Source organism: Streptomyces sporangiiformans (assembly GCF_005768555.2).
GTDB classification, from domain to species: domain Bacteria; phylum Actinomycetota; class Actinomycetes; order Streptomycetales; family Streptomycetaceae; genus Streptomyces; species Streptomyces sporangiiformans.
This window is the reverse complement of sequence record NZ_VCHX02000346.1, coordinates 1-24,324: the sequence shown is the minus strand read 5'-3', so window position 1 is coordinate 24,324 and position 24,324 is coordinate 1. Positions and strand designations below refer to the sequence as shown.

Annotated in this window: 27 protein-coding genes; 13 read left to right on the top strand and 14 right to left on the bottom strand. The window is 69.0% G+C overall.

Features of this window, described 5'->3' with window-relative positions:
* Positions 1-8 precede the first annotated feature (8 nt).
* Entirely contained in the window at positions 9-1,637 is a 1,629-nt protein-coding gene (locus tag FGD71_RS44765; RefSeq protein ID WP_119106358.1) for an ABC transporter substrate-binding protein, read from the bottom strand.
* A gap of 224 nt (positions 1,638-1,861) precedes the next feature.
* On the opposite strand from FGD71_RS44765, the gene FGD71_RS44760 reads away from it, so the two are divergent.
* Entirely contained in the window at positions 1,862-2,332 is a 471-nt protein-coding gene (locus FGD71_RS44760) for a protein-tyrosine phosphatase family protein (RefSeq protein WP_119106357.1), read from the top strand.
* Positions 2,333-2,338: 6 nt separating this feature from the next.
* On the opposite strand, the gene FGD71_RS44755 is transcribed toward FGD71_RS44760, so the two are convergent.
* Together FGD71_RS44755 and FGD71_RS44750 are read right to left on the bottom strand one after the other, a co-directional pair.
* Positions 2,339-3,010 (bottom strand): hypothetical protein, encoded by a 672-nt coding sequence (locus tag FGD71_RS44755; RefSeq protein WP_119106356.1) that lies wholly within the window; start codon positions 3,008-3,010, stop codon positions 2,339-2,341.
* Between the two features lie 143 nt (positions 3,011-3,153).
* Complete coding sequence (locus FGD71_RS44750) at positions 3,154-5,160, bottom strand: hypothetical protein (RefSeq protein WP_140936069.1); 2,007 nt, start codon at positions 5,158-5,160, stop codon at positions 3,154-3,156.
* 395 nt (positions 5,161-5,555) lie between these two features.
* Here FGD71_RS44750 and FGD71_RS44745 point away from each other — a divergent pair, with 395 nt between their 5' ends.
* Entirely contained in the window at positions 5,556-5,783 is a 228-nt protein-coding gene (locus FGD71_RS44745) for a helix-turn-helix domain-containing protein (RefSeq protein ID WP_240437070.1), read from the top strand.
* 76 nt (positions 5,784-5,859) lie between these two features.
* Here the strand turns inward: FGD71_RS44745 and FGD71_RS44740 are convergent, their stop codons facing one another.
* From FGD71_RS44740 to FGD71_RS44730, 3 genes are read right to left on the bottom strand one after another with little or no spacing between them, the layout of a single operon-like run.
* A complete protein-coding gene (locus FGD71_RS44740) occupies positions 5,860-7,155 on the bottom strand; it encodes an RNA polymerase sigma factor (RefSeq protein WP_205571199.1) in 1,296 nt (431 codons plus the stop codon).
* Between the two features lie 24 nt (positions 7,156-7,179).
* The gene (locus FGD71_RS44735; protein ID WP_119106382.1) at positions 7,180-7,569 is read right to left on the bottom strand and encodes a YciI family protein; all 390 of its coding nucleotides are present in this window, start codon (positions 7,567-7,569) and stop codon (positions 7,180-7,182) included.
* A 59-nt stretch (positions 7,570-7,628) separates the two neighbouring features.
* A complete protein-coding gene (locus tag FGD71_RS44730; RefSeq protein WP_119106353.1) occupies positions 7,629-8,354 on the bottom strand; it encodes a DUF998 domain-containing protein in 726 nt (241 codons plus the stop codon).
* A gap of 214 nt (positions 8,355-8,568) precedes the next feature.
* Between FGD71_RS44730 and FGD71_RS44725 the strand changes: the two genes are divergently transcribed.
* Positions 8,569-9,720: a glycoside hydrolase family 113 protein gene (locus FGD71_RS44725; RefSeq protein WP_119106352.1), complete on the top strand. Its 1,152-nt coding sequence runs from the start codon at positions 8,569-8,571 to the stop codon at positions 9,718-9,720.
* A gap of 32 nt (positions 9,721-9,752) precedes the next feature.
* On the opposite strand, the gene FGD71_RS44720 is transcribed toward FGD71_RS44725, so the two are convergent.
* Both FGD71_RS44720 and FGD71_RS44715 read right to left on the bottom strand, forming a co-directional pair.
* A complete protein-coding gene (locus FGD71_RS44720; RefSeq protein ID WP_338120117.1) occupies positions 9,753-11,252 on the bottom strand; it encodes a hypothetical protein in 1,500 nt (499 codons plus the stop codon).
* A 101-nt stretch (positions 11,253-11,353) separates the two neighbouring features.
* On the bottom strand, positions 11,354-11,929 hold the full coding sequence (locus FGD71_RS44715) for a class I SAM-dependent methyltransferase (protein WP_119106351.1): 576 nt from the start codon (positions 11,927-11,929) through the stop codon (positions 11,354-11,356).
* 56 nt (positions 11,930-11,985) lie between these two features.
* On the opposite strand from FGD71_RS44715, the gene FGD71_RS44710 reads away from it, so the two are divergent.
* A complete protein-coding gene (locus tag FGD71_RS44710) occupies positions 11,986-12,780 on the top strand; it encodes an AraC family transcriptional regulator (protein WP_119106350.1) in 795 nt (264 codons plus the stop codon).
* Between the two features lie 125 nt (positions 12,781-12,905).
* A complete protein-coding gene (locus tag FGD71_RS44705; protein ID WP_119106349.1) occupies positions 12,906-13,277 on the top strand; it encodes a hypothetical protein in 372 nt (123 codons plus the stop codon).
* On the opposite strand, the gene FGD71_RS44700 is transcribed toward FGD71_RS44705, so the two are convergent.
* Together FGD71_RS44700 and FGD71_RS44695 are read right to left on the bottom strand one after the other, a co-directional pair.
* Positions 13,225-13,458 (bottom strand): DUF397 domain-containing protein, encoded by a 234-nt coding sequence (locus FGD71_RS44700; protein ID WP_119106348.1) that lies wholly within the window; start codon positions 13,456-13,458, stop codon positions 13,225-13,227. The two genes, FGD71_RS44705 and FGD71_RS44700, sit on opposite strands and share 53 nt — an antisense overlap.
* A complete protein-coding gene (locus FGD71_RS44695) occupies positions 13,440-14,273 on the bottom strand; it encodes a helix-turn-helix domain-containing protein (RefSeq protein WP_119106347.1) in 834 nt (277 codons plus the stop codon). The genes FGD71_RS44700 and FGD71_RS44695 overlap by 19 nt, the downstream gene beginning before the upstream one ends.
* Before the next feature lie 338 nt (positions 14,274-14,611).
* Between FGD71_RS44695 and FGD71_RS44685 the strand changes: the two genes are divergently transcribed.
* The 6 genes from FGD71_RS44685 to FGD71_RS44660 all read left to right on the top strand — a co-directional run bounded on the left by FGD71_RS44685 (position 14,612) and on the right by FGD71_RS44660 (position 18,192).
* On the top strand, positions 14,612-14,839 hold the full coding sequence (locus FGD71_RS44685) for a hypothetical protein (protein WP_119106345.1): 228 nt from the start codon (positions 14,612-14,614) through the stop codon (positions 14,837-14,839).
* Between the two features lie 37 nt (positions 14,840-14,876).
* The gene (locus FGD71_RS44680) at positions 14,877-15,491 is read left to right on the top strand and encodes a DUF1266 domain-containing protein (protein WP_119106344.1); all 615 of its coding nucleotides are present in this window, start codon (positions 14,877-14,879) and stop codon (positions 15,489-15,491) included.
* Between the two features lie 75 nt (positions 15,492-15,566).
* Positions 15,567-16,319, top strand: a complete 753-nt coding sequence (gene recO / locus FGD71_RS44675; RefSeq protein WP_119106380.1) for a DNA repair protein RecO — start codon at positions 15,567-15,569, stop codon at positions 16,317-16,319.
* Positions 16,320-16,401: 82 nt separating this feature from the next.
* Positions 16,402-17,235, top strand: a complete 834-nt coding sequence (locus FGD71_RS44670; RefSeq protein ID WP_119106343.1) for an isoprenyl transferase — start codon at positions 16,402-16,404, stop codon at positions 17,233-17,235.
* Between the two features lie 67 nt (positions 17,236-17,302).
* Positions 17,303-17,833 (top strand): YcxB family protein, encoded by a 531-nt coding sequence (locus FGD71_RS44665; RefSeq protein WP_240437068.1) that lies wholly within the window; start codon positions 17,303-17,305, stop codon positions 17,831-17,833.
* A complete protein-coding gene (locus tag FGD71_RS44660; protein ID WP_119106342.1) occupies positions 17,830-18,192 on the top strand; it encodes a hypothetical protein in 363 nt (120 codons plus the stop codon). Before FGD71_RS44665 ends, FGD71_RS44660 begins: the two co-directional genes overlap by 4 nt.
* A 21-nt stretch (positions 18,193-18,213) precedes the next feature.
* Here FGD71_RS44660 and FGD71_RS44655 read toward each other — a convergent pair whose 3' ends face one another.
* Genes FGD71_RS44655 through FGD71_RS44640 form a run of 4 tightly spaced genes read right to left on the bottom strand, consistent with a single transcriptional unit; the run spans position 18,214 to position 21,533 of the window.
* Positions 18,214-18,636: a Fur family transcriptional regulator gene (locus tag FGD71_RS44655; protein ID WP_119106341.1), complete on the bottom strand. Its 423-nt coding sequence runs from the start codon at positions 18,634-18,636 to the stop codon at positions 18,214-18,216.
* 59 nt (positions 18,637-18,695) lie between these two features.
* Positions 18,696-19,619, bottom strand: a complete 924-nt coding sequence (locus FGD71_RS44650) for a metal ABC transporter permease (RefSeq protein WP_119106340.1) — start codon at positions 19,617-19,619, stop codon at positions 18,696-18,698.
* Positions 19,619-20,524, bottom strand: a complete 906-nt coding sequence (locus FGD71_RS44645; RefSeq protein WP_240437067.1) for a metal ABC transporter ATP-binding protein — start codon at positions 20,522-20,524, stop codon at positions 19,619-19,621. Before FGD71_RS44645 ends, FGD71_RS44650 begins: the two co-directional genes overlap by 1 nt.
* A gap of 22 nt (positions 20,525-20,546) precedes the next feature.
* Positions 20,547-21,533: a metal ABC transporter solute-binding protein, Zn/Mn family gene (locus FGD71_RS44640; RefSeq protein ID WP_119106339.1), complete on the bottom strand. Its 987-nt coding sequence runs from the start codon at positions 21,531-21,533 to the stop codon at positions 20,547-20,549.
* Positions 21,534-21,705: 172 nt separating this feature from the next.
* Between FGD71_RS44640 and FGD71_RS44635 the strand changes: the two genes are divergently transcribed.
* On the top strand, positions 21,706-23,088 hold the full coding sequence (locus FGD71_RS44635) for a glycine--tRNA ligase (protein WP_119106338.1): 1,383 nt from the start codon (positions 21,706-21,708) through the stop codon (positions 23,086-23,088).
* A 192-nt stretch (positions 23,089-23,280) separates the two neighbouring features.
* Positions 23,281-24,258, top strand: a complete 978-nt coding sequence (locus FGD71_RS44630) for a DUF4394 domain-containing protein (RefSeq protein ID WP_119106337.1) — start codon at positions 23,281-23,283, stop codon at positions 24,256-24,258.
* Positions 24,259-24,324 lie beyond the last annotated feature (66 nt).

Sequence of the window (24,324 nt, the reverse complement as noted above, 5' to 3'; positions counted from 1 at the left end):
AGGTCTCCCTACGCCCACTTGGCCTGGAGCAGATTGATTCCGGGATACGGCTGCGGCCGGATTCCGGTGATCTCCCGCGCGTCCCAGGCGGTCATGAGCTCGTTGTGGACGACCGGATAGATCACGGCGTTCTCCGCGACGATGTCGATGTATTCCTGCGTCATCCGCTTCTTCGTCTCGGCGTCCGGCTCCCGCGTGGCCTCGTCCATGCGCTTGAAGAGATCCTTCGCCACGGAGCTGCCGATCCAACGGGCATACCGCATCCAGGTGTTGTCGGGCCCGTAGTTGTAATGCATGATCAGATCGGCGTCGCGGCCGAACTGGTTCGGATTCGAGGCCGCCGCGACGACCTGGAAATCCTGCTTCTGGTCGAGCTTCGTGAAGAGCGCGGCGGTTTCCTGGGGTTCGAGCGTCGTCTTGACGCCGATGGCGTCCCAAGAGGCCTTGATGGTCGGCAGGCAGTCCATGATCCAACTCACGTTGACCGCCATCAGCTTGACCGTCAGCCCGCTGACCCCGGCCTCCTTCAGCAGATCGCGGGCCCGGTCCGGGTCGTGGTCGTAGACCGTCTTCGCCTTCCGGTACGTCGGATTTCCCTCGTTGAGAAACGACGTCGCCGGCTTCCCATGACCACGCAGCGCGGCCTGGATCATCTTCTCCGTGTCGATCGCGTAATGCAGCGCCTGCCGTACCCGCACATCGTCGAAAGGCTTGCGGGCGGTGTTGAAGAGCAGGAAGAGGTGGTTCATTCCGGCCCCGCCCTCGACCTTCATCCCGCCCTTTTTCAGCTGGGAGATGTTGGCGTACGGGATGTTGTCGGCCAACTGCGCGCCGGCACTCGCACCCGATATCTTCGCGACGCGTGGCGCGGCGTCCACGATCGACAACCAGTTCATCTTCCGGAAGGCGGCCTTGCGCGGACCGTTGTAGTCGGCGAAGGCCTCGAACGAGGTGTTGGACTTCGGGTGGTGCGCGGTCTGCCGGTACGGCCCCGAGCCCACCGCCTTCCCCTTCGTCGCGTCATCCAGCGCGCCCGCCTTCGCGAAGACGTGCTTCGGCATGATCTTGGCGAGCGTCAGCCGCTGAACCCCGTCCGGGAAGGGGAACTTGAGCACAAGCTCCACCGACCGCTCGTCGACCTTCCTCACCTCCTTCAGCCAGGACGCGAAGAAGTTCTTGGCGAGTGTGGCCGTCTTGGGGTCCAGGACGCGCTCGTACGTGAAGACCACGTCGTCGGCGGTGACGGGCTGCCCGTCGTGCCACTTCGCGCCCTCCCGCAGTGTGAACTTCCAAGTGGTCGCCTGGAGATCCGGCGGAACCTCGGTCGCGAGAGCGGCGTACGGCTCACGGCTGATCGGATCGGTGTCCAGTAACCCCTCGTAGATGTGGTGATTGGCGGCCATCGAGAAGGCCGAGGCCGTGATCAGCGGGTCCCAGCTCTGGTCGTTGCCGTAGCCGATCACCGCCGTGAGCGTCCGGTTCGCGCCCTCGCCGCCGCCTCCCGTCTCGTTGGTGGACTCCGGGCCCGACGAACAGGCGGAGAGCGTCGCGCTGATCGCGGCGGAGGCGCCCAGCGCGCCGGAGTACTTCAGGAACGACCGGCGGTGCGGGGCCGGTGCGGTGGTCGCGTCGCGCACGGTTCCTCCAACGATCCAACGAGGAGTGGGAGATACGACGTCCTACGTCATAGGTGGCAGCGTGACCATAAGAGGGGGTGTGGGGGTGGTCAAGGGATCGCGCACGAATGCCGCTTCTGCCAGAGGTGCAACCAATGTCGTTTTAAGCCAAGGGAGTTGATACGGCAGAGTGGCGTTGTCATTGCCGTGCGACGGGTGGGCGGCCGGGGAATCGAGGAGGCTTGGTGAGCGAGAACGGCGCGGGCGGTTCCGGGGGGAACGGCACCTGGGACGAGGACACGGCCGGCGTACTGCGGCTGCCGTCCGGGCGGCTGGTGCGGGGGAGGGGCTTGCGGCGACCGCTCGCCGCTTCGGCCCCGACTCCGACGTACGCCGTCCATCTGCTCGGCGGACAACCACCGGAAGTCCCGTGGGAGACCCGCTGGATCCGCTGGCCGGACTTCTGGCTGCCCCGCGACCGCGCGCACGCCCGCGAGGTGCTGACCGAGGCGTGGAACCGGGCCGCGACCGCCGGTGAACGCGTCGAGATCGCCTGCGGGGGCGGCCGCGGACGTACGGGAACGGCCCTGGCGTGCCTTGCGGTCCTGGACGGCGTACCGCCCGATGAGGCGGTGGACTTCGTACGCCGGAACTACGACCGCCACGCGGTGGAGACGCCGTGGCAGCGGAGGTATGTGCGCGGGTTCGCGCAGTGAGCGCGGCTACTGGTCGAACCACACGACAAGGCGCACGTTTCGCTCGCCGTGCACGCCGGCGAGGGTGCGCATGACGCTCCACACCGGCTCCCATGAACTGTCGCTGTCGCTGTCGCTGTCTCTGCCGCCTCCGCCCGCAGGTGGTGGTACGGCGTCCCGGCGGCGCGCCCGCTCGGCCCGGAAGACGGTGTCGCCGACGTGCCATTCGGTTCCCTCGTCCCAGAGCTCGCCGATCCGGCCTGGGTCGGTCGTCAGCGTGTCGACACCACTGGCCCGGGCGAACCCACGGCTCCACACCGACCGGTGGACGAGCTGGAGCCGCTGATCGGGCAGCCGCCGGTACCGGGCGATGTCGGTCGCACGCGGGAGCGCGGGTTCGTCCCAGTCGATGGCGAGGACTTCGTCCCAGCCGAGCCAGGTGACGCCGAAGGCCGTGCCATCCCAGCGTTCCAGCTCGGCCACGGTGCGGGCGGCGGCATCGGCCGGAAGCCCGCGATCCGCGGCGATCGGCTCCCAATGCCCCCAACTCCGCACCCCGAAGAGGCAGTCGAAGGCCGGGTAGTCCCTGGTCGTCCTCAGCACCGACAGGGAGATGGCGGACTGCCAGGCACTCTCGCCGGGCGCGAGCCCGGGCCCCCAGGTGCGGCACTCGACGTAGCCGTGGATGTCGGTCCCCATCAGGGATCCAGCGAGGGGACGCTCGGCTTCAGCCGAGGGGAATCACTTCTCTCAACTGCTCCGACCTCGACAACACTCTGCACGGATCTGCACTATGCCTCGTTGGTGGGCCTGACCTCAATGCTGCCGGCGGCCGGGCAGTTTCATGGCCGGTGCCGCGCGTGAGGGGGCTTCGCCTGGACCGTGAAGGGGCCGGTCTGAGCGGTGGCGGTCCGGATGCCGGAGGACGTCACCACCTGGAGGTGGCACCGCTCGCCGGCCGGCAGCGTGGACAGATCCACGTCGTAGCTCTGTCCGGAGAGGTCCACAGCGATGCCACGCCAGGTGGTGCCGCCGTCGTTGCTGTAGCGGATCGCGTGGCGCAGTTCCGTTCGGGGCGGTGCTGCCGCGGTCCACTCCAGGCGGGCCGTCCCGGGATCGCCGGCACTGAGGACGAGTCCGCTGATCGTGACCCGGGGAGCAGTCCGTTCCAGTACATGAGTGTGCACCTCGTCCTGGCCGCGCCTGAACACCAGCGAATGCGCTGTCTCGTCCCAGGGCAGCACCTCGTGGAAGTCTGTGTCCTCATCATCGAGCCACGAGTGAGGGCCGAGTCGGCACCGTACGGACGACAGCGTCCGGCCCTTCGCGTTGCGCAGTTCACAGGTCACGTCGGACGGTTCACCGCCCGTGGGCTGCATTTCGCCTGCGGGCAAGTGGAAGCCGTGAAAGAGCTGCACGGTGCCGTCGCGGTGCAGCCGGAAGCTGAGCACAAGTTGCTCCCGCATGGAGGCGCGCCCCTCGGACAGGGTCGGCTGCACGGCAGCCCGGGTGCCGATGAACGTGGTGCGTAGCCCCATGTAAGTGTAGGGCGATACCCATGCCGGCTCGCACCAGCTCATGAAGTCGGACGTGAGGGCAGGGTCGTGGACCTGGAAGCTTCCGGTGTCCAGGCCGAATTCTCCGATGCTTCCCAACGGCAGACCGGGATAATCGGGGTAGTCGGGGTCCCTGGAGGTGATGTTGGCCGGGCAGGGGGCATGGTCGCGGTCGAAGGAGTGGCCAAGTTCCTGAGCCATGGTGATGCCGTCCCCGTTGAAGCCGACGGCTGCGCCGACAAGGCCGCAACCTATGACGCCCGCACTCGGCACGCCATGGGGGAGCAGGCCCATGTAGACGTCCGTCGTGCCGCTGAGCATGCGGAGAGTCCACAGTCGGCCTATGAGCTCGTTCCAGCCCTGCGTGCAGCCGCCACCGGTGGCCAGGGTGAGGTTGCCGGCGAAGTTGTGCACGGTGAAGCCGGTGTAGTTGAAGCCGGAAATCGGATACATGCGGACGACTTTGCTGAGGGTGTCGGCGACGTCCGCGTCTGTGGGGGCGGGGATGTCGAGGCCGAGCCCGGTGTAGTGCAGCAGCACGGCGTGAACCCGCGGCCGGGGGACCGCGGTGAAGGTGAGCGTGAACGTGGTCTCGTCCTCGAATCCCACGACGCCTTGATGCGCCGGATCGAAGACGCGAACTCGGCAGGTCTTCGTCCCTGAGCAAAGGGTCGGCGATATCCAGAAGTTGAGGGAGTCCCCGGATGCGCCGCGGCTGATGTCCGGTCCGGGCAGAGCCCTCGCCGTATTGCTCGGAGCGAGCACAGTGCCGTCCAGAACCAACTCACCGGAGACCCGGGTGAGGGGAGGCGTCCCGGAGGCGCTGTTCACGTACACCCGGAGCACCAGGGGTTTGCCCTCCACGAGAGGGACGGAGTTGTCCTGGGCGGTGCTGGTGCCTTGGCCGTTGATGTGGAAGAACTGCGTCGCCTGCGTTCGCTCGACGCCGACAATCCCTATGCGGCGGGCCACTGCTGTCACTTGGGTGGTGGCCTCTACAGCCCATTGAGGATGCCAGGCCGTTGCCGTGATGGTGTGTGTGCCCGGGGAGGTGAGCTGAATACCGGTCTCCCACCTCTTCCAGGTGGGGTGGCTCCTGGTGGCCGTCCGCTCGGCACCGTCGTCGACGCGGACACGGACCGAACTGGGTGGTTGCTCGGCCACGAAGGTGCCGTTCGGCTTGATCAACTGGCCAGGGATCGTGTGTCCAGCCACCGGCAGCGACTCGCCTGTGACCACCAGGGTGCCTGACTTCGGACTATTGATCGTGATCTCGCCAGGTTCTGACGGCATGTCGCCACCTCACGCCTCACCGCGACAGGGAAGGAAGACTGCACCCTACTGACGTGGGCTTGGCTGCCTGGCCGTTGTCGGCCGTGACGTCAGAGTCCGGAGCGGATCGGGACGACCGCATGGGGTGCATCAGATGCCAGGCGGCCTCGGGGGAGAGGCTTGAGGTTGCCCGAAAACGTACGAGGGGTGAGCTGTTACGCCGTAATAGCTCACCCCTCGTAGGCTGGAAAAGCAGTCAGCTGACGATGACGGGCTGGTTCGGGTAGAGCTTCGCGGCCTCCTTCGATACGCACTTGAACACGTCCTTCTCACGGCTCGGTCCTGCCGTTCGCACCAGTGAGCGGGCCGAGGAGCTGGCGGGAGGGCGGGACGCATTCTTGGAGGGTGCTCAGCGCATGCTCGCCGAGGCCCGTGCATGGCGGCTGGTCGACATGCGCCAGGAACGTGGCTACACCCAGGCGCAGGTGGCTGAACGCATGGGCGCGAGCAAGGGCCGTGTCTCCCAGATCGAGAGCGGGCAGGTCTCCGGAACGGACGTCGTGGCCCGGTACATCGAGGCGCTGGGCGGGAGTCTGGTCATGGTTGCGGTCTTTGACGACGGCGAACTGCGCAAGGTCGGGTGACCGGGGCCATGCGTGCCGGACCCGCAATCGATTGCGGGTGAGTGCCCGGCTCCCGCGCGGACATGTCGGCCGGGCTCTATTCCGGCTGTCGGCCGGGGGTGTTCGCGCGGGTGAGGAAGAGGGTGCGCTCGGCCTTGTTGTGCGTGAGCTCTGCGGCTCGGGTGAACTCCGCTCGCGCCTCGTCATGTCGGCCCATCCGGGCCAGCAAGTCTCCACGTACCGCAGGGAGTTGTGGATAGCTCTTGAGTGCCCGCTCCCCGGTCAGCTCGTCGACGAGGGCGAGGCCCCGTTCCGGGCCGTCCGCCATGCCCACCGCGACGGCCCGGTTGAGCAGGATCACGGGAGACGGCTGGATGTAGGCAAGTACCTCGTACAGAGCGGCGATGCGCGGCCAGTCGGTCTCTTCCGCGGAGTGGCCCCGGGCATGGCAGGCGGCGATCGCGGCCTGCAGTGTGTAGGGGCCGCCGCCCAGCGACTCGGCATGGTCGAGGGCATCGAGGCCGCGGCGGATGAGGAGCCGGTCCCACAGCCGGCGGTCCTGATCGAGCAGGAGTACGGGCTGCCCGGAGGTGTCGGTGCGGGCCGGCAGGCGGGAGGCGTGCAGCTCCATGAGGGCCACCAAGCCGTGCACCTCTGCCTCGTTCGGGAGCAGAGTCACCAGGATGCGGCCGAGCCGCAGCGCCTCCTGGCACAGTTCGGGGCGCACCCAGTCCTCGCCGCCCGACGCGGAGTAGCCCTCGTTGAAGATCAGGTAGATGACCCCCAGGACCGAGGACAGCCGGTCGGCCGTCTCATCCGGAGTGGGCATCTCGAACTGGACGCCGGCGTCGGCCAGCGTGCGTTTGGCCCGCACGATGCGCTGGGCGGCGGTGGGTTCCGGGATGAGGAAGGCCCTCGCGATCTCCCCGGTGGTCAGTCCGCCCAGCAGCCGGAGGGTCAGCGCCGTCTTCGCCTCGGTGGACAGGACCGGGTGGGCCGCCGTGAACATCAGGCGGAGCAGATCGTCGCCGATGTGGTCGTCGAGAGCCGCGTCCAGCTCCGCCTCCGCGTGCTCCTGCCGGACCTCCGCATCGCGGCCGAGCAGGCCGAGCTTGGTGGCGTACCGCTCCTGGCGCCGCAGCAGGTCGATCGCGCGATGCTTGGCGGTCGCCATCAGCCACGGGCCCGGGTCATCGGGGATGCCGGTTCTCGGCCATTGCTCGAGCGCGACGACGAAGGCGTCCTGCGCGAGCTCTTCGGCCAGACCGACGTCGCGTACGAGCCGGGCGAGGCCCGCGATCAGCCGGGCCGACTCGATTCGCCAGACCGCTTCCACGGCCCGGTGGGTCGCGCGGAAGGAGTCTTCGGGGTGGGTTGGATCGGCCGCTGCCACGCCGCCGATCCAACCACCCGCGAGCTAGGCGGGCGAGGTCTGCGAGGCAGGCGAGGCGAAGTCCTCGGGTCCCATCACCTTCAGGACCTCAGCGTCGCCTTCCCAGCCCGGCCACAGGTCCCGGTGCAACTGCATGAACCGCGAAGTCCACTCGACGACCTCCTCCTTGGTACGCACCTCGTAGAGCGCGTAGCTGATGATCTCCTTCGCCTCGGCGAACGGGCCGTCGGTCACGGTCAGCTTCCCCTCCGACAGACTGACGCGGGAGCCCATCGCGCTCGGCGCCAGGCCGGCGGTGTCCAGCAGGCTGCCGGCATTGGTCGCGTCCTCGCCGAGCTTCATGATCGCTTCCATCAGCTCGGGCGGGGGCGGGGTGGTCGGTCGGGCGGCCTTGAGCAGAGCCAGGTATCGCATCATTCGGACCTTTCCGGTGTGGTGGGGAGCGGTGAGGTGAGGTGAGGTGCGGTGGGGAGCTACGCGGTCACCTCGCGTGGGGCGCGGCCGTTGAAGTGCATCGAGGTCATCGACAGCCACGCCCAGGCCAGCAGAATGGCCGCCGTGAACGTCAGGTTCGCCCAGACGCGTCCGCCACTGGCGGCGAGCGCCATGAACGTCGTCAGGAACACCACCCCGGTGGTGCGCGAGAACATCGCCCATCCTCGCAGGCCGGCGCCCGCGAAACGGTGCGCCAGTACGAAGCACGCCGCGACGAGGCAGACGAAGCCGACGCCTCCCGACACGAAATGCAGCATGCCGTGCCAGCTGGTCGAGGTGCCCGCGTCGGGCGTGCCGGGAGGAAAGCCCAGCGCGGGGTCGGCGCGGAAGACTCCGGCTGCCACCATGCTCAGCCCGTAGACCGACAGCAGCCGGGGCGCCCAGGTGCTCCCTCTGCCCGCCTCCGTGCCCGTGCCCGTGCCCGGGGCACCTTGGGCCGGCGCGCCGCGCAGCCCGGCCGCACCGGCGACGACCAGCAGACCCGTCAGCATCAGATTGGTCATCTGGATCCAGCCCAGGCTGCCGTTGGCGAGCAGGCTCCACGCGTGCCGTGTCGGATCGAAGCCGTCCCGCGTCCACGCCTGGGTCAGTGACACCACGACGTAGAACGGCCCGGCGACGATGCCGCAGGCCAGCAGGCTCCTGCGGGTTCGCGTGGCCGCTTTCGCCGTGTTCTCCGTACTCACCGTATTCGTCTGGGACATCGTCCCCGTTCCCTTCGAACTGGAGGGCCGGCGTATCGGCCCTTCTACTGGGAGCTCGAACGGGAAGACCGGGATTCGACACGGCCCACCAAGATTTTTTCGGACCGGACCGGACCGGATCGCGCGGAGCCCAGCCCGGAGTTCATACCTTGGTAGCGCTGTCGTCGACCATCGGCGGACAGCCAAGAGCCCCTCGGCTCAACAGACTTGCGGTATGGAGAAGACCAAGGGGAAAACGGGGATCAGCCGGGCGCGCTTCATGGCCGGGGCGGCGGCCGTCGGGGGCGCGGTGGCGGCCGGGGGCTTCGCGGCCCCGGCTCCGGCGTCGGCAGCCGTGGCGGAGGCGCGGCGCGGGCTGAAGCATCGGGGGATCGTCTACACCGTGGGCGAAGGGGAGACACCCGGGACCGCGTGGAGCGCGCGGAGGATGCGGGAGGACGTCCGGGTGATCGGGGAGGAGCTGCACGCCGACTCCGTCGAGGTCACCGGCGACGGGGTCGAGCGGCTCAACGCCACGGCGTCGGAGGTGGCGGAACGGGGACTGCATGTGTGGTTGCAGCCGACGCTGGGGGATGTGCCGCAGCGGGAGATTCTCGAGCATCTGGCGGAGAGCGGGCGGCACGGGGAGCGGCTGCGGCGCCAGGGCGCGCAGGTCACGCTCGCCGTCGGGTGTGAGTTCTGGCTGTTCGTGCCGGGGATCCTGCCGGGGGACGACGTCTTCGAGCGGATCGAGAACCTGCAGAAGGGGAACTACGACCCGGCGAAGATGAAGAAGCGGCTGGCCAGGTTCACCGCGAAGGCGGCGGCCGTCGGGCGGTCCGTCTTCCACGGCAAGCTCAGCTACGCCGCCGCGCAGGACGAGTGGCTCGAGAAGGTCGACTGGGGGCTGTTCGACATCGTCGGGATCGACTACTACTCGTACCTTCCCCGAAAGGCCGACTACGTACGGGAGTTGAGCAAGTACCTGCGCTGGGGAAAGCCCCTGGCCATCACCGAGTTCGGCACCTGCACCTTCAAGGGCGCCCCGGAGGCGGGCGGCATGGGCTGGGACATCGTCGACCACAGCAAGAATCCACCCCAGATCAAGGGCAACCGGGTCCGCAGCGAGCGGACGCAGGCCGCGTACCTCACCGATCTCCTCGACGTCTTCGAGTCGATGAACCTGCACGCGGCCATGACGTTCGAGTTCGTCACTGCCGACGCCCCGCACCGCCCCGACAATCCGCTGTACGACCTCGACATGGCGGCCTACGCCATCGTCAAGTCCATCAAGGACCGGCCCGACGACCCCGCCTCCGACTGGCACTGGGAGCCGAAGCAGGCCTTCCACGCGGTGGCCCGGCACTATGGCCGGGCCACCTGCTGAGGCACCCGTCGCAGCCGGGACTCAGCCGGGACTCAGCCGCCCAGGATGGCCCCGAACTGCGGATAGCCGGCCGTCGAGACGCCCACACCGGACGGTGAGATCGACACCGCGCCGGTGGTGGTGAGCTTGGTGCCGTTGGACTTGAGGACGGTGATCGCGCCGTTGCCCTCGTTCTCGCCCATGACACCGATGGTGAGGTCGGACTTCCCGTCGGCGTTGAGATCGGAGAGGAGGACGTCGCCGCCGAACATGTCCTTGTACTCGCTGCTGCCCGGGACACCGGCGGTGGCCTGCGTGAACTGCTGGGCGCCGGCGGTCGTGACGCCGGCGGCCGAGCCGTACAGCACGGTCACCGCGCCGCTGTCGCCCGTACCGGAGGCGGCGCCGTCCTCGAAGGCGACGCCGACGGCGATGTCGCTGTAGCCGTCGCCGTTGATGTCACCGACGCTGAGGTCCCAGCCGAACTGGTCGCCCACCTCGGCGGTGCCGGGGACTCCCTCGGTGGCCTGGGAGAGGATCGTGGCCTCACCGGCCGGGCCGGTCGCCGAGCCGTACGTGATGTGGATGTTGCCGCCGGTGGACATGCCGGGCTGCGCCTCCAGCAAGTCGGAGGCCAGCCCCGTCACCACGTCGCCGAAGCCGTCGCCGTTGAGGTCGGCGATGTCGCTGACGACGCCGCCGTCCAGCTCGGCGGTGCTGGTGCCCAGGCCCGCCGCGGTACCGGGCAGGAGGTAGCTGACGAGGTGGTCGTCTCCGCTCTTGTTGTTCCCGCTGACCACCAGGTCGTCCATGCCGTCGGCGTCCACATCACCAGCGGTGATCTTGTTCACGTGGTACGGGTGCGTGTCGCGCACCGGGGTCGTGACGGCGGTGCGGGAGCCCACGGCGCCGGACTTGGCGATGCCGCCCTTGAAGGTGCGCACGATGTTGGAGGAGTCGCTGACGGCCAGGTCGGTCTTGGTGTCGCCGTCGAAGTCGCCCGCGGCCACGTCGTAGCCGAAGTCGTCGTGGCTGCCCGGCGCCGGATCGGCGATGGTGGTGCCGCTCTTCAGACCGGAGGACGAGCCCCAGAGCACGGCGACCGTTCCGGCACCCGCGTCGCCGTCCACGCCCTCCCCCGGGGTGCCGACGGCGAGGTCGGTGTATCCGTCGCTGTTGAAGTCACCCGGTGAGGTGGAGGAGCCGAACCCGTCGCCCGCCTCGGCAGTGCCCGGAACGCCCGTGGAGTTCTGCGTGATGTTCGTGTGCCTGGACGCGCTGATGCCGCTCGCCGAGCCGTGGAAGACCGTGATCTGGCCGGCGCCCTCGCGCCCGTTCACCGAGGCCACGGGCGCGGAGACCGCGATGTCCGGGTAGCCGTCGTTGTTGAAGTCGGCCTGGTGCGGCTGGGTGGCACTGCTGCCCGCGGCGGCCGACGCCGTCCCCGCGGACAGGGACACCAGCCCGCCGGTCATCGCCGCCGCGGCCGCCGTCGCGGCGGCGATGCGCACACGGCTGGGACTGGGCTCGGGAACACGTCTGTGCTTCGCCACTTCTGGGATCCTCCTGCGGGCGGCGGATGCCTGGCCGGCATCCGCGGTGATCAGGAGACGCACCAAGGGCCCCGAGGGTTGTACGCGATTTCAGGCCAAGTTCACACCGGCCGGGTGCCCCGGAAGCGGAGGCCTCCGCTCTCCGGGTGCAGATCGATCGATACATCCGTGAAGCCCGCGTTGGCCAGGCGTGCGGGGAGAGCGGACGGGTCCAGAGTGTTCATCGTGTCCCGGAAGTGGAGGATGCGGAAGCGGAGGTTCGGCTGGCTGTCGCTGCCGGCGAAGGTGCCGCCGGGCCGCAGGACGCGGAAGGCCTCGGCGAAAATACGGTCCTGGTGGGCGGCCGTGGGGACGTGGTGGAGCATCGTGAAGCAGACCACCGAGTCGTACGAGGCGTCGGGTAGCGGCAGGTCCGCGCCGTCGGCGTGGAGGATACGGGCGCGGTCGCCCCAGCTGCCCTGCAGCAGACGCGTGGTCTCGCCGTCGATCTCCACGGCGGTGAGACGCGGCACCCGCTCGACGAGGACGCGGAGGTTGGCGCCGTAGCCGGGGCCGATCTCCAGGACGTCGTCGCCGAGGTTCACGTGCTCCAGGGCCCAGGGGAGGATGCGGTCCTTCGTGGTCTGCGCCCACTCCTCGGAGCTGCACAGTTTGCGGTGGGCTCGGTTCATCGGCATGGCCCCGACGCTAGGCGCGGGCAAGGTCTGTCCACTACGGGCTAGGCTGCCGTGCCATGTCGCGAAACGGACACCCGCGGTGCGCCGCCGAGCCGCAGCACCGGGGCCCCGTCACGACCGCCACGGCGATCTTCGTCGGGCACTTCACCATGCCGCGTGGGACCACCTTCACCGCGCACTGGCATTCGTTTCACCAACTGGCCTGGTCCGCGAAGGGGTTGCTCCGGGTGCGCAGCGAACGGGGCTCCTGGCTGCTGCCGCCCTCGCTCGCCCTGTGGATCCCCGCAGGGTTGCCCCACACGACGGAGGCGGCGGGTGACACCGTCATGCGCAGTCCGTACGTCGATCCCGCGAGCTGCCCGCACATCGACTGGACCGAGCCGACGGTCGTGTCCGTCGGCCCCCTCCTACAGGCGCTCATCGACCATCTGGTCCGCACCGACCTGGCCCCGGAGGCCCGGTCGCGCGCGGAGGCCGTGCTCCTCGACGTGCTGCACCCCGTCCCGGTCACCAGCGTCTCGGTGACCGAGCCCCGCGACCCGCGCGCCCGTACGGTGGCCAGGGCCCTCGCCACCGACCCCGCGGACGGGCGTCCCCTGTCGGCCTGGGGAGCCGAAGTCGGCGCGAGCGGTCGCACGTTGGCCCGGCTCTTCGTCACCGAGACGGGCCTGGCCTTCGGCCAGTGGCGCGAGCAACTGCGCATGCAGGCCGCGATGCCGTTCCTCGCCGAGGGGCTGCCGCTCGAGTCCGTGGCCCGCCGCGTCGGCTACGCCTCCGCCAGCTCCTTCGTCGCCGCGTTCCGCCGGATCGTGGGCCTGACGCCGAGGCAGTACTTCCCGGTCCGCGACTAACAGGTCAACAGCGTCTCGTACGAACGGGATGGTCGACGGAATCAGTCGTTTCGGCGCAGAATGGGGCGATGGGCGCGGGGGCACCAGCCTGTGCCGCTGGACCCACAGGGCAGGGGGAGGCGGGCGTGGGGGACGCCGAGATACGGAATGCGGAGCTCCATCGGAAGCTCCTGGACCGGGCCGGGAAGTGGAAGGAACGCGGTATTGGGCTGCTGATCCTCGCCGCGCTCATGTGGGGCTACGTGGCCTGGCAGTTGCTCATGCCCAGCGGCGCCTTCTCGGGCGGTGGAGGCTGCTACGGTCTCCTCTTCGAGAAACCGGCGTACGGCGATGGCAGCGTCGCTCGCTGCGCCGTCGAGCGTCCCTGGCCCCGCCTGCTCGGTGTGCTCGGCCTCTCCGTGCCCGTATCCATCGTGGGAGCGGTCCTCTACACGAAGGGGTCGGTCAGCATGCTCCTGAGCCATCACGCCATGGCCCTGACGGGTGGGCGACGCTAGCACCGACGAAGGCGGCCCAGGCGTCCGCGGGGAACACGAGAACGGGGCCGTCCGGGACCTTGCTGTCCCGTACGGGGACGATGTTGGGGACTCCGTCGGCTACCTCGATGCAGTCGCCGCCGTTGCCGTCGCTGTACGTGCTCTTGCGCCACTGAGCGCTGCTCAAGTCGTACTCGCGCATCGTCTGCGGTCCTCCGCCACCGATTCGATCAGGGTCAGGGACGCCTCCGGCGACAACGCGGCGGCCCTGATCAGATCGTATGCGCCCTGTGCGCGCTTCACCAGCGCCGGATCGTCCAGCAGATTCCCCGAAAACACCGCCTCTGTATAGGCGGTTGGCGGTGCGTCCTCGAACTCCATTAACTTCAGCGTCCCGGTCGGGAGGGGGCAGGCGCCCACGCTGAACGGAAGCACCTGCACCATCACCGCCCACTCCCGCGCGAGCGCCACGATGCGGTCCAGCTGTTCCGCCATGGTGACCGTCTCCCCGACCGTGGTGCGCAGCACGCTCTCGTGGAGTACGGCCCAATACTTGGGCCTTGTGGCGTCCGCGAGGATGCGTGAGCGTTCCATGCGGGCGTTGACCTTGTCTTCCACGTACTCGGCGGAGACGAAGGGGTTGGTCGCCCGAGTGATCGCACGAGCGTACGCGGGTGTCTGCAACAGGCCGGGGACCACGAGCGGCGCGAACTCGGTGATGCTGATCGCTTGCCTCTCCAGCTCCACGACCGCCGCAAAATACTCCGCGTATCGGTGGTCGTCGATGAGCTTTCGCCAAAGCCTCTCGAAAAAACCGTCGGTTTGTAGGAGCCCATCGATCCTCTGCGCCACATCCAACTGTGGTTTCCGAATGGCCTGTTCGAATTGCCCAATGTAGCCGCCCGACACAAAAACGCGAGAACCCAACTCCGCCTGTGTGAAACCGGCCTCCTCGCGCCGCCGTTTCAGCTCGGTTCCGAAGAACTCCCAAGCCGCCTGCCGTGAACCATTGGCCATGGCCAACCCCCTTGTACTGCACGAACGTTGCTGAGCGTAGAGGTCTTCCGAGTCTAAGCGGCCGCCGCCAACCTGGAGATGAAAAGAGTGAAACCCAAAAGAAAGGGGACCACCGTGAGGGCAGCCCAGGAAGCCCGCAGTGCACAACACTCGACGGCTTGCGTCGAGGAGGCGGAGGAGACGGTGAAAGAGTTGCGCGGAGCACTCGAAAACGCAGGAATTATGTTGCCGACGCTCCGGATCGACCCGGCAACTTTGGCGCGCGAGGCGCCCTGCCCGCTCGTGGAATTGGGCCGGTGCTCCGTCGAGACGGCGGCCCGGCTCGCGGCGGTGATCGGATGAAGTCGTCGAGGAAGCCGCCGATCGGGACGTACGCGGTCGACACGACAACAGGGACGGTGGGTGTGGTGATGGGGCACGAGGGACCGTACGTACAACTCAGACCGTACGGCGGCGGCCGCGAGTGGGACTGCGAACCGGGCGCGCTCCGTACGGCCACCCCGGCGGAAAGACTCAGCGCGGCGACGGCGTACGCGAACGCACGCAGTCGCGGTGAGGTCCCTTGAAGCGGGAGGTGAACGGCGTGACATAGGGTGCGGGCGCATGGCGATATGGAACCTTCGCAAGCCGAAGACGGCGCGCAAGTACCCTGTTCCGCTCACCATGCACCAGCTCTGGATGGTGTCGCTGAGCGCGCCGGTGAACCGGGACCGGGATGCCTCGCGGACGACCCTGTACCCGTTCACCCGCATCGACGACGAGAAGGCCCGGCGGTGGCTGGCCGACCAGTGGGAGATCACCTCGCGTGACGCGCTGGCCGGCCGGCTCGACGGCCTCGCGCGGACCGGTTACCGCGCACGGGCGCGGCAGCGGCTCGGCTTCGAGCCGCTGGCGTGGGACGCCGGACTCTACGTGGACATCTCCCGCCGGGGTTTCGCGAGCGGCCTGCTGAGCGAGGCCGAGGCGTGGACCGCGCTCAAGAACATCGTGCCGGCGGTGGTGCGGTCGTACGGCTCATGGAAGGAGTACGCCGAGCACTACATGCTGGGGCGGATGGTCTGGCGCGACAACCTCCGGCGCACCCGGGAGACGGGCCTGCCCGCCCCGCAGGAAGCGGCCGACGCGCATCTGCAGTCCCTCCTGGACCCGGCGAACAAGTCCAGCCCCTGGAACATGGCTCCCTGGGAAGCGATCAGCGAACCCGATCACGCGCGCTGACTCCCCGTACGGTGGTTGCCTCCCCGCGTGAGACGCGAGGCACGCCCGCCGACGCCGTACGCGAGAATGGACCCCATGAGTCTCTTCCGGGACGACGGCATCGTCCTGCGGACACAGAAGCTCGGTGAAGCCGACCGCATCATCACCCTGCTCACACGCGGCCACGGCCGCGTACGTGCCGTGGCCCGCGGAGTGCGACGTACGAAGTCGAAGTTCGGGGCGCGGCTCGAACCGTTCTCGCATGTGGACGTGCAGTTCTTCGCGCGCGGGAGCGAGCTGGTGGGGCGTGGGCTGCCGCTGTGCACGCAGAGCGAGACGATAGCTCCGTACGGTGGCGGGATCGTCTCGGACTACGCCCGCTACACCGCCGGGACGGCCATGCTGGAGACGGCCGAGCGGTTCACCGACCACGAGGGCGAGCCGGCCGTCCAGCAGTATCTGCTGCTCGTGGGCGGGCTGCGGACGCTGGCGCGCGGCGAGCACGAGCCGCATCTTGTCCTCGACGCCTTCCTGCTGCGTTCGCTCGCCGTCAACGGCTACGCGCCAAGCTTCAGTGACTGCGCGAAGTGTGGAATGGCCGGACCGAATCGGTTCTTCTCGGTCGCCGCGGGAGGTTCCGTGTGCGTGGACTGCCGGGTACCCGGCAGCGTCGTACCCTCGGCGCAGGCCCTCGAACTGCTCGGCGCGCTGCTGACGGGGGACTGGGCGACGGCCGATGCCTGCGAGTCGCGGTACGTCAGGGAGGGCAGTGGGCTGGTGTCCGCCTACCTGCACTGGCATCTGGAGCGTGGGCTGCGCTCGCTGCGTTACGTAGAGAAACAGCCGTAAACAGCCAACAGCCAAACAATCGTAAACAGCCCCAAATGGCTCAAAACAGCCGTACAAGGAAACCTAGGGAGACGAGAAGCACATGGTGGTACGCGGGATCCTGGGACGCCAGCGCCGCGAGTACAGGAAGCCGGAACCGCATCCGTCCGGCGCTCGCGCGCCGAAGCTCCCCGGCGAGCTGATCCCCAACCATGTGGCGATCGTCATGGACGGGAACGGACGCTGGGCCAAGGAGCGCGGGCTCCCGCGCACCGAGGGTCACACGGTCGGCGCCGAGCGCGTGCTGGACGTGCTGCAGGGCGCCATCGAGATGGGCGTAGGGGCCATCTCCCTGTACGCCTTCTCCACGGAGAACTGGAAGCGCTCGCCGGACGAGGTGCGCTTCCTGATGAACTTCAACCGTGACTTCATCCGCAAGACCCGCGACCAACTCGACGAACTCGGCATCCGGGTGCGCTGGGTGGGCCGAATGCCCAAGCTGTGGAAGTCGGTGGCCAAGGAACTCCAGATCGCCCAGGAGCAGACCAAGGGCAACGACGGGCTCACGCTGTACTTCTGCATGAACTACGGCGGCCGCGCGGAGATCGCCGACGCGGCACAGGCGCTGGCGGAGGACGTGCGGGCGGGCCGCCTCGACCCGTCCAAGGTCAACGAGAAGACCTTCGCGAAGTACCTCTACTACCCCGACATGCCGGACGTGGACCTGTTCCTGCGGCCGAGCGGGGAGCAGCGCACCTCCAACTACCTGCTCTGGCAGAGTGCTTACGCCGAGATGGTCTTCCAGGATGTGCTGTGGCCGGACTTCGACCGGCGTGACCTGTGGCGGGCGTGCGTGGAGTTCGCGTCACGGGACCGCCGCTACGGCGGGGCGATTCCAAACGAGGAACTGCTGGCCATGGAGGGCAAGCAGCCGTAGGCCCCAGGGCGTTGTCGGACCCCGCCGATAAGATCACGCCACATCACCACAGAACCGGGGACGGCCCGTGGTCGGGGACCAGGGTGTGCGGCGGGGAGTTCAGGAACAGGCTGAGGCGGTCGAGCCGGCCTACCGGCCGACGCGCGCGGACATCCTCGCGGGCATCCGGGTGCGTGAGCGTCTTCGCCGCCTCGTGCTGCTGCGGTGGGCGTTCGTCGCTCTGTTCGCGGCCCTCGCCGTGCAGAGCGTGGTGTTGTCCGGCTGGACCTCGTCGGTGCCGGTCGCGGTTCTGTGCGCGATCATGATCTGGTCGATCCCACATCTGCAGGCCCACCACGTGCTGCGCACCGTCGGATGGCAGGGGGAGTATCGCACGACTGTCTCGGGCGCCGGAGTCGCGGCCGAGACCGAGCACACGCAGCTGCTTCAGCGGTGGTCGCTGTTCCGGGGCTACCGAGAGACGCCCGAGCACCTGGTCCTGCTCAGCCGGGACCCGAACATCCTGGTCCTTGAGGTGCTGCCGAAGCGCGGTGCCGCCGGTCCCGTGGACGTCGACCGGCTGTGGGCGATACTCGACGGGCACCTCACCCGCGTATGACCGCCGCCCGCGTCGCCCGTGGCTGCACGGCGGCCGTCGTCTTCGCCTGCGCGGCACTCATCGTGCTCTTCGGCTTCCTCGGTACGACCGAAATGGAGTCGTTTCCGGGGCTGCGGGAGAACCGGGCGCCGGTGATCGTCGGCATGTTGGTGTTCGCGGCGCTGCTCACCGCCGGCGCGCTGGCGCTCGCCGGGCGACGGTCGTACGTGGGGTGGGCGGCCGTCGCCGCCCTCGGCGTCCTCATGGCGCTGCGGATGTGGACGCTCGCGCCGATGCTGCACTGCTGGACCTACGACAGTGTGGGGCGGAACGACGACGGCTCCTACCGCTGCGTGAACCGCGGCGACATGCTGCCCTGAGCCCGCCGAGCTGCCCGGTCCTCAGCCCTTGGCCGGGGCGCTCGCGCAGTCCGCGCACTTGCCGAAGATCTCCACCGTATGCGCCACGCTCACATAGCCGTGCTCCGCCGCGATCGCTTCCGCCCACTTCTCGACGGCCGGACCTTCCACCTCGACCGCTTTGCCGCAGACGCGGCACACCAGGTGGTGGTGGTGCTCGCCGGTGGAGCAGCGGCGGTAGACGGACTCGCCGTCGGAGGTGCGCAGGACGTCGACCTCGCCGGCGTCGGCGAGGGACTGGAGCGTGCGGTACACCGTGGTCAGCCCGACGGAGTCGCCCTTGTGCTTGAGCATGTCGTGAAGATCCTGCGCACTGCGGAACTCGTCGACCTCGTCGAGCGCCGCCGCCACGGCGGCCCGCTGACGGGTCGAGCGGCCCCGAACGGGCGGTCCAGCGGTCGTCACCGTTGCCTCCTTACATCTGCGGCTTGCCGGGCCATTGTGCCAGCCCGATCAGGCCGCGGTCAGACGCCGGCCTTCCCCGTGGCGGAGCGGGTGGCCGGAATCGCGCACTCCGCCGGCTCCTGGGCCGCGTCCCCGGCCACATCCCCGGCCGCCGCCCGCGCGGCGGCCCGGGCCCGGCGCCGGTTCAGCGGCGCGGCCAGCACGGTCAGCACGATGAACGCCCCGATGGTCAGCAGAACGATCGTCGCCCCGGGCGGCACGTCCTGGTAGTACGACGTCACCGTGCCGCCGATGGTCACGCTCACTCCGAGTGCCACCGCGATCACGAAGGTGGCCGCGAAGCTGCGGCTCAGCTGCTGCGCCGCGGCGACCGGCACCACCATCAGCGCCGAGACCAGGAGCAGGCCGACGACCCGCATGGCGACCGTCACGGTGACGGCCGCCGTGACCGCCGTGAGCAGGTTCAGGGCCCGGACCGGCAGACCGGTCACGCGCGCGAACTCCTCGTCCTGGCTGACCGCGAACAGCTGCCGGCGCAGGCCGAGGGTGACGAGGACGACGAGCGCCGCGAGCAGGCAGATCGCCGTCACGTCCGACTCCGACACCGTCGACAACGACCCGAACAGGTACGACGTCAGGTTCGCGTTCGAGCCGCCCGGCGCGAGGTTGATGAACATCACGCCGCCCGCCATGCCGCCGTAGAACAGCATCGCGAGCGCGATGTCGCCGCGCGTCCTGCCGTACCAGCGGATCAGCTCCATGAGGACCGCGCCGAGGACCGAGACGGCCGTCGCCATCCACACGGGAGAGGTGGAGAGGAGGAAGCCGAGGCCCACTCCCGTCATCGCCACGTGCCCGATGCCGTCGCCCATCAGGGCCTGGCGGCGCTGTACGAGGTAGATGCCGACGGCGGGCGCGGTGATGCCGACGAGTACGGCGGCGAGCAGGGCCCGCTGCATGAAGGCGTAGTCGAGGATGTCCATCAGCTCAGCAGTCCCGTCCGGAGGGGTTCGGCGTCGTGAGCCGCGTGCGGGTGTACGTGGTCGTGGCCGGGCAGCGCGTGCTGGCCCACGGCCGCCGGGGGCGGGCCGTCGTGCAGCACGCAGCCGTCGCGCAGGACGACCGCGCGGTCGATCAGCGGCTCCAGGGGACCCAGTTCGTGCAGGACGAGGAGGACGGAAGCGCCCTGGGCGACCTGCACCCGCAGGGTCTCGGCGAGTACCTCCTGGCTGGCGAGGTCCACGCCGGCCATCGGCTCGTCCATGATCAGGAGTTCCGGCTGCGCGGCGAGGGCGCGCGCGATGAGTACGCGCTGGTGCTGGCCGCCGGAGAGGGCGTCCACGGAGTCCTTGGCGCGGTCCGCCATGCCGACCAGTTCGATGGCCTGGCGGACCGCCTCGCGGTCGGCCTTGCGCAGGATCCCGAAGCGGGCGCGGGACAGCCGCCCCGACGAGACCACCTCGGTCACCGTCGCGGGCACCCCGCCTGCTGCGGTCGTGCGCTGCGGTACGTAGCCCACGCGCGCCCAGTCGCGGAAACGGCGCCGGGGCGTGCCGAAGAGCTCGATCTCGCCGCCGGTGACCGGGACCTGGCCGATGACCGTACGGACGGCCGTGGACTTGCCGGAGCCGTTGGCACCGAGCAGCGCGACGACCTCACCGTGGCGCACGGTGAGGTCGATGCCCCGCAGAACGGGACGCGAGCCGAGCTCGGCCGTCACACCACGCAGGGATATGACGGGCTCGGCCGGGGAGGGCTCGCTCGTACCGCGCGTGGCCGTGCCGGGCCCGGCCACGGCGGACTCGGCCGTACGCGACTGGGCCGTACGGGACTCGTCCGTGCCGGGCTCGGCCGTCGCCGGTTCGGTCGTGGCGGGCTCTGGCTTCATGCCGGCGTCCTCCGCTGGGTGGTCATTTCGCGCCGAGTGCCGACTGCAGCGCCTTGAGGTTGGACTCCATGACCGCGATGTAGTCGTCGCCCTTGGACTTGTCGGTGATGCCCTCGATCGGGTCGAGCACATCCGTCTTGAGGTTCGCGTCCTTGGCGATGGTCTTCGCGGTCTTGTCGCTGACGAGGGTCTCGTAGAAGACCGTGGAGACGCCGTCGGCCTTCGCCATCTTCTCAAGGTCCTTGACGCGGCCGGCACTGGGCTCGCTCTCCGGGTCCAGGCCGTTGATGGCCTCCTCGGTGAGGCCGTAGCGCTCGGCGAGGTAACCGAAGGCGGCGTGCGTGGTGATGAAGACCTTCGTCTTCGTGTTCTTGAGCCCGTCCTCGTACTGCGTGTTGAGGTCGTTCAGCTTCTTCACCAGCGCCGCGGTGTTCTTCTTGTACGTCGCGGCGTGGTCCGGGTCGGCCTTCTCGAAGGCCTTGCCGACGCCCTCGGCGACCTCGGCGTACTTCACCGGGTCCAGCCAGATGTGCGGGTCCTTGCCGTGCTCTTCTTCGCCCTCGTGCGCGTCGTGCTCGGCCGCGTGGCCGCCGACCTCGTTGCCGTGCTCCTCCAGGTCGGTCAGCGTGGCCGCGTCGATCTTCGTCCCGACCTCGGACTGAGCCACGGCCTCGTCGACGGTGGGCTGCAGGTTCTTCAGGTAGAGGACCGCGTCCGCCTCCTGGAGCTGCGCGGTCTGCTTGGCGCTGATCTCCAGGTCGTGCGGCTCCTGGCCGGGCTCGGTCAGCGTGGTCACACTGACGTCGTCGCCGCCTATCTGCTCCGCGAGGTACTGCATCGGATAGAACGACGCCACGACGTCGAGCTTCCCGCTGCTGTTGCCGCTCGCGGCGGACGAGTCGGAGGAGCAGGCGGAGAGGGCGAGGAGGGCGAGGGCGCTGGCCGCCGCGACCGCCGCGGTACCTGCGGTGTCTATTCGAGAAGCGGCGAAGCGCCGTCGTACGTTCATGACACCCATTTTCAACAAAACTGGAAACGATTGTCAACAAGCGCCTGGGTTGTCCCGTACCCGTACCCTCGCCCCGAACCGATTTGATCCGGGGGGAGGGACCGCCGGTAATCTGAAGCATTCGCTCCTGAAGCAATCGCTTCGTCGCCGTCGTCGTAATGAAGAGAGCACCGTGGCCGCCGACAAGATCGACACCATCGTCAGCCTGAGCAAGCGCCGTGGCTTCGTCTACCCGTGCAGTGAGATCTACGGCGGTCAGCGTGCCGCCTGGGACTACGGGCCGCTGGGTGTCGAGCTCAAGGAGAACCTCAAGCGCCAGTGGTGGCGCTACATGGTGACATCGCGCGAGGACGTCGTCGGTATCGACTCGTCCGTGATCCTGGCGACGGAGGTGTGGGTGGCCTCCGGTCACGTCGCCACCTTCACCGACCCGCTCACCGAGTGCACCTCCTGTCACAAGCGCTTCCGCGCGGACCACCTGGAGGAGGCGTACGAGGCCAAGCACGGCAGGCTGCCCGAGAACGGCCTGGCCGACGTCAACTGCCCGCACTGCGGCAACAAGGGCCAGTTCACCGAGCCCAAGCAGTTCTCCGGCCTCCTCTCCACGCATCTCGGCCCCACGCAGGACAGCGGCTCCATCGCCTACCTGCGCCCCGAGACCGCGCAGGGCATCTTCACCAACTTCGCCCAGGTGCAGCAGACTTCGCGCCGCAAGCCGCCGTTCGGTATCGCGCAGATGGGCAAGTCCTTCCGGAACGAGATCACTCCGGGCAACTTCATCTTCCGTACCCGCGAGTTCGAGCAGATGGAGATGGAGTTCTTCGTCAAGCCGGGCGAGGACGAGAAGTGGCACGAGTACTGGATGGAGCAGCGCTGGAACTGGTACACGGGCCTGGGCATGCGCGAGGAGAACATGCGCTGGTTCGAGCACCCGCAGGAGAAGCTCTCCCACTACTCCAAGCGCACCGCCGACATCGAGTACCGCTTCCAGTTCGGCGGCAACGAATGGGGTGAGCTGGAGGGCGTCGCGAACCGGACCGACTACGACCTCGGTGCCCACTCGAAGGCCTCCGGCCAGGACCTCTCCTACTTCGACCAGGAGGCCGGCGAGCGCTGGACTCCGTACGTCATCGAGCCCGCGGCCGGTGTCGGCCGCGCGATGCTCGCGTTCCTGCTGGACGCCTACGTCGAGGACGAGGCGCCCAACGCCAAGGGCAAGATGGAGAAGCGCACGGTGCTGCGCCTCGACCCGCGCCTCGCGCCGGTCAAGGTCGCCGTGCTGCCGCTGTCCCGGAACCCTGAGCTGTCCCCGAAGGCCAAGGGCCTGGCGTCGGCGCTGCGCCAGCACTGGAACATCGAGTTCGACGACGCCGGCGCGATCGGCCGCCGCTACCGGCGCCAGGACGAGATCGGTACGCCGTACTGCGTGACCGTCGACTTCGACACGCTGGACGACAACGCGGTGACCGTGCGCGAGCGGGACTCGATGAAGCAGGAGCGGGTTTCCCTCGACCAGATCGAGGGCTACCTGGCCGGGCGGCTCATCGGCTGCTGACCTTCGGCCCGGCGGCAGGCGGCGCGCACCCCGACGCGCCGCGCCCCTGTCGCGTGAAAAACCCCGATTCCGTTACGGACGTAACAGACGTAACGGAATCGGGGTTTTTCCCATCCAGGGCGCGAACCGCTCCGAAGAGGAGGTCATACGCGGCCCGCAGGGGGCGGGTCGCGAAAACCTCACGGGGGCAACATGCGCAAGCAAGCAGTCATCGGCGTGGCCACCATGGCGCTCGCCATCGGAACCGTCGGCTACGTCGCGGCGAGCGATGGCGAGCAGCGGACCGACTCGTCCTCTGCGGCCTCTTCCTCCTCTTCCTCCTCTTCGTCCTCTTCGGGCTCGGCGATCGAGGCCAAGGGCGGAGCCGGAGCGGGGCCGGCGCGGGCCGTGGGCGACCGGCTCAGTGCCATCGGGCTCACCGACGACCAGCGGCTCGTCCGCTTCCGCACGGACCAGCCGGGCCGCACCCTCCCGCTCGGCAAGGTGAGCGGCCTCAAGGGCGACCGCAAGCTGGTCGGCATCGACTACCGCGTACAGAACAACAAGCTCTACGGCGTCGGCGACCGCGGCGGCATCTACACCCTCCGCGAGATCGGCGCCAAGGCCACCAAGGTGTCCCAGCTGAGCGTGGCCCCGCAGGGCGGCTCCTTCGGTGTCGACTTCAACCCGGCCGCCAACCGGCTGCGGATCATCAGCGACACCGGCCAGAACCTCCGCCACAACATCGACGACCCGGCCGGCGCTCCCGCGGCCGGTACCACCGCGGTCGACGGCACGCTCACCAATCCGCCCGTCCCGCCCGCCACGGTCGGCGCCACGGCCCGGGGGGTGACCGGAGCGGCGTACACGAACAACGACCTCTCCGCGGCGACCGCCACCACCCTCTTCGACCTCGACACGACCCTCGACCAGGTCTCCGTCCAGTCCCCGGCCAACGCCGGCAACCTCGCCCCCACCGGCAAGTCGGGCGTCGACGCCGGGCCGAACGCGGGCTTCGACATCCACACCTCGGCACGGTCCGGTACGAACACCGGGTACGCCGTCCTGCGCGTCGGTGGCGCACAGCGGCTGTACCGGGTGGACCTGCTGAGCGGTTCGGTGACCCGCGCCGGGACCTTCGACAGCCGTCGAACGGTCATGGATCTGGCGCTGCCGACGCGCCAGGGCTGAGTCCGGATCGGATCGCTCCCCGGCCGCCGCGCCGACGTCGTCGCGGCGGCCGGCTCACCGCCGCGG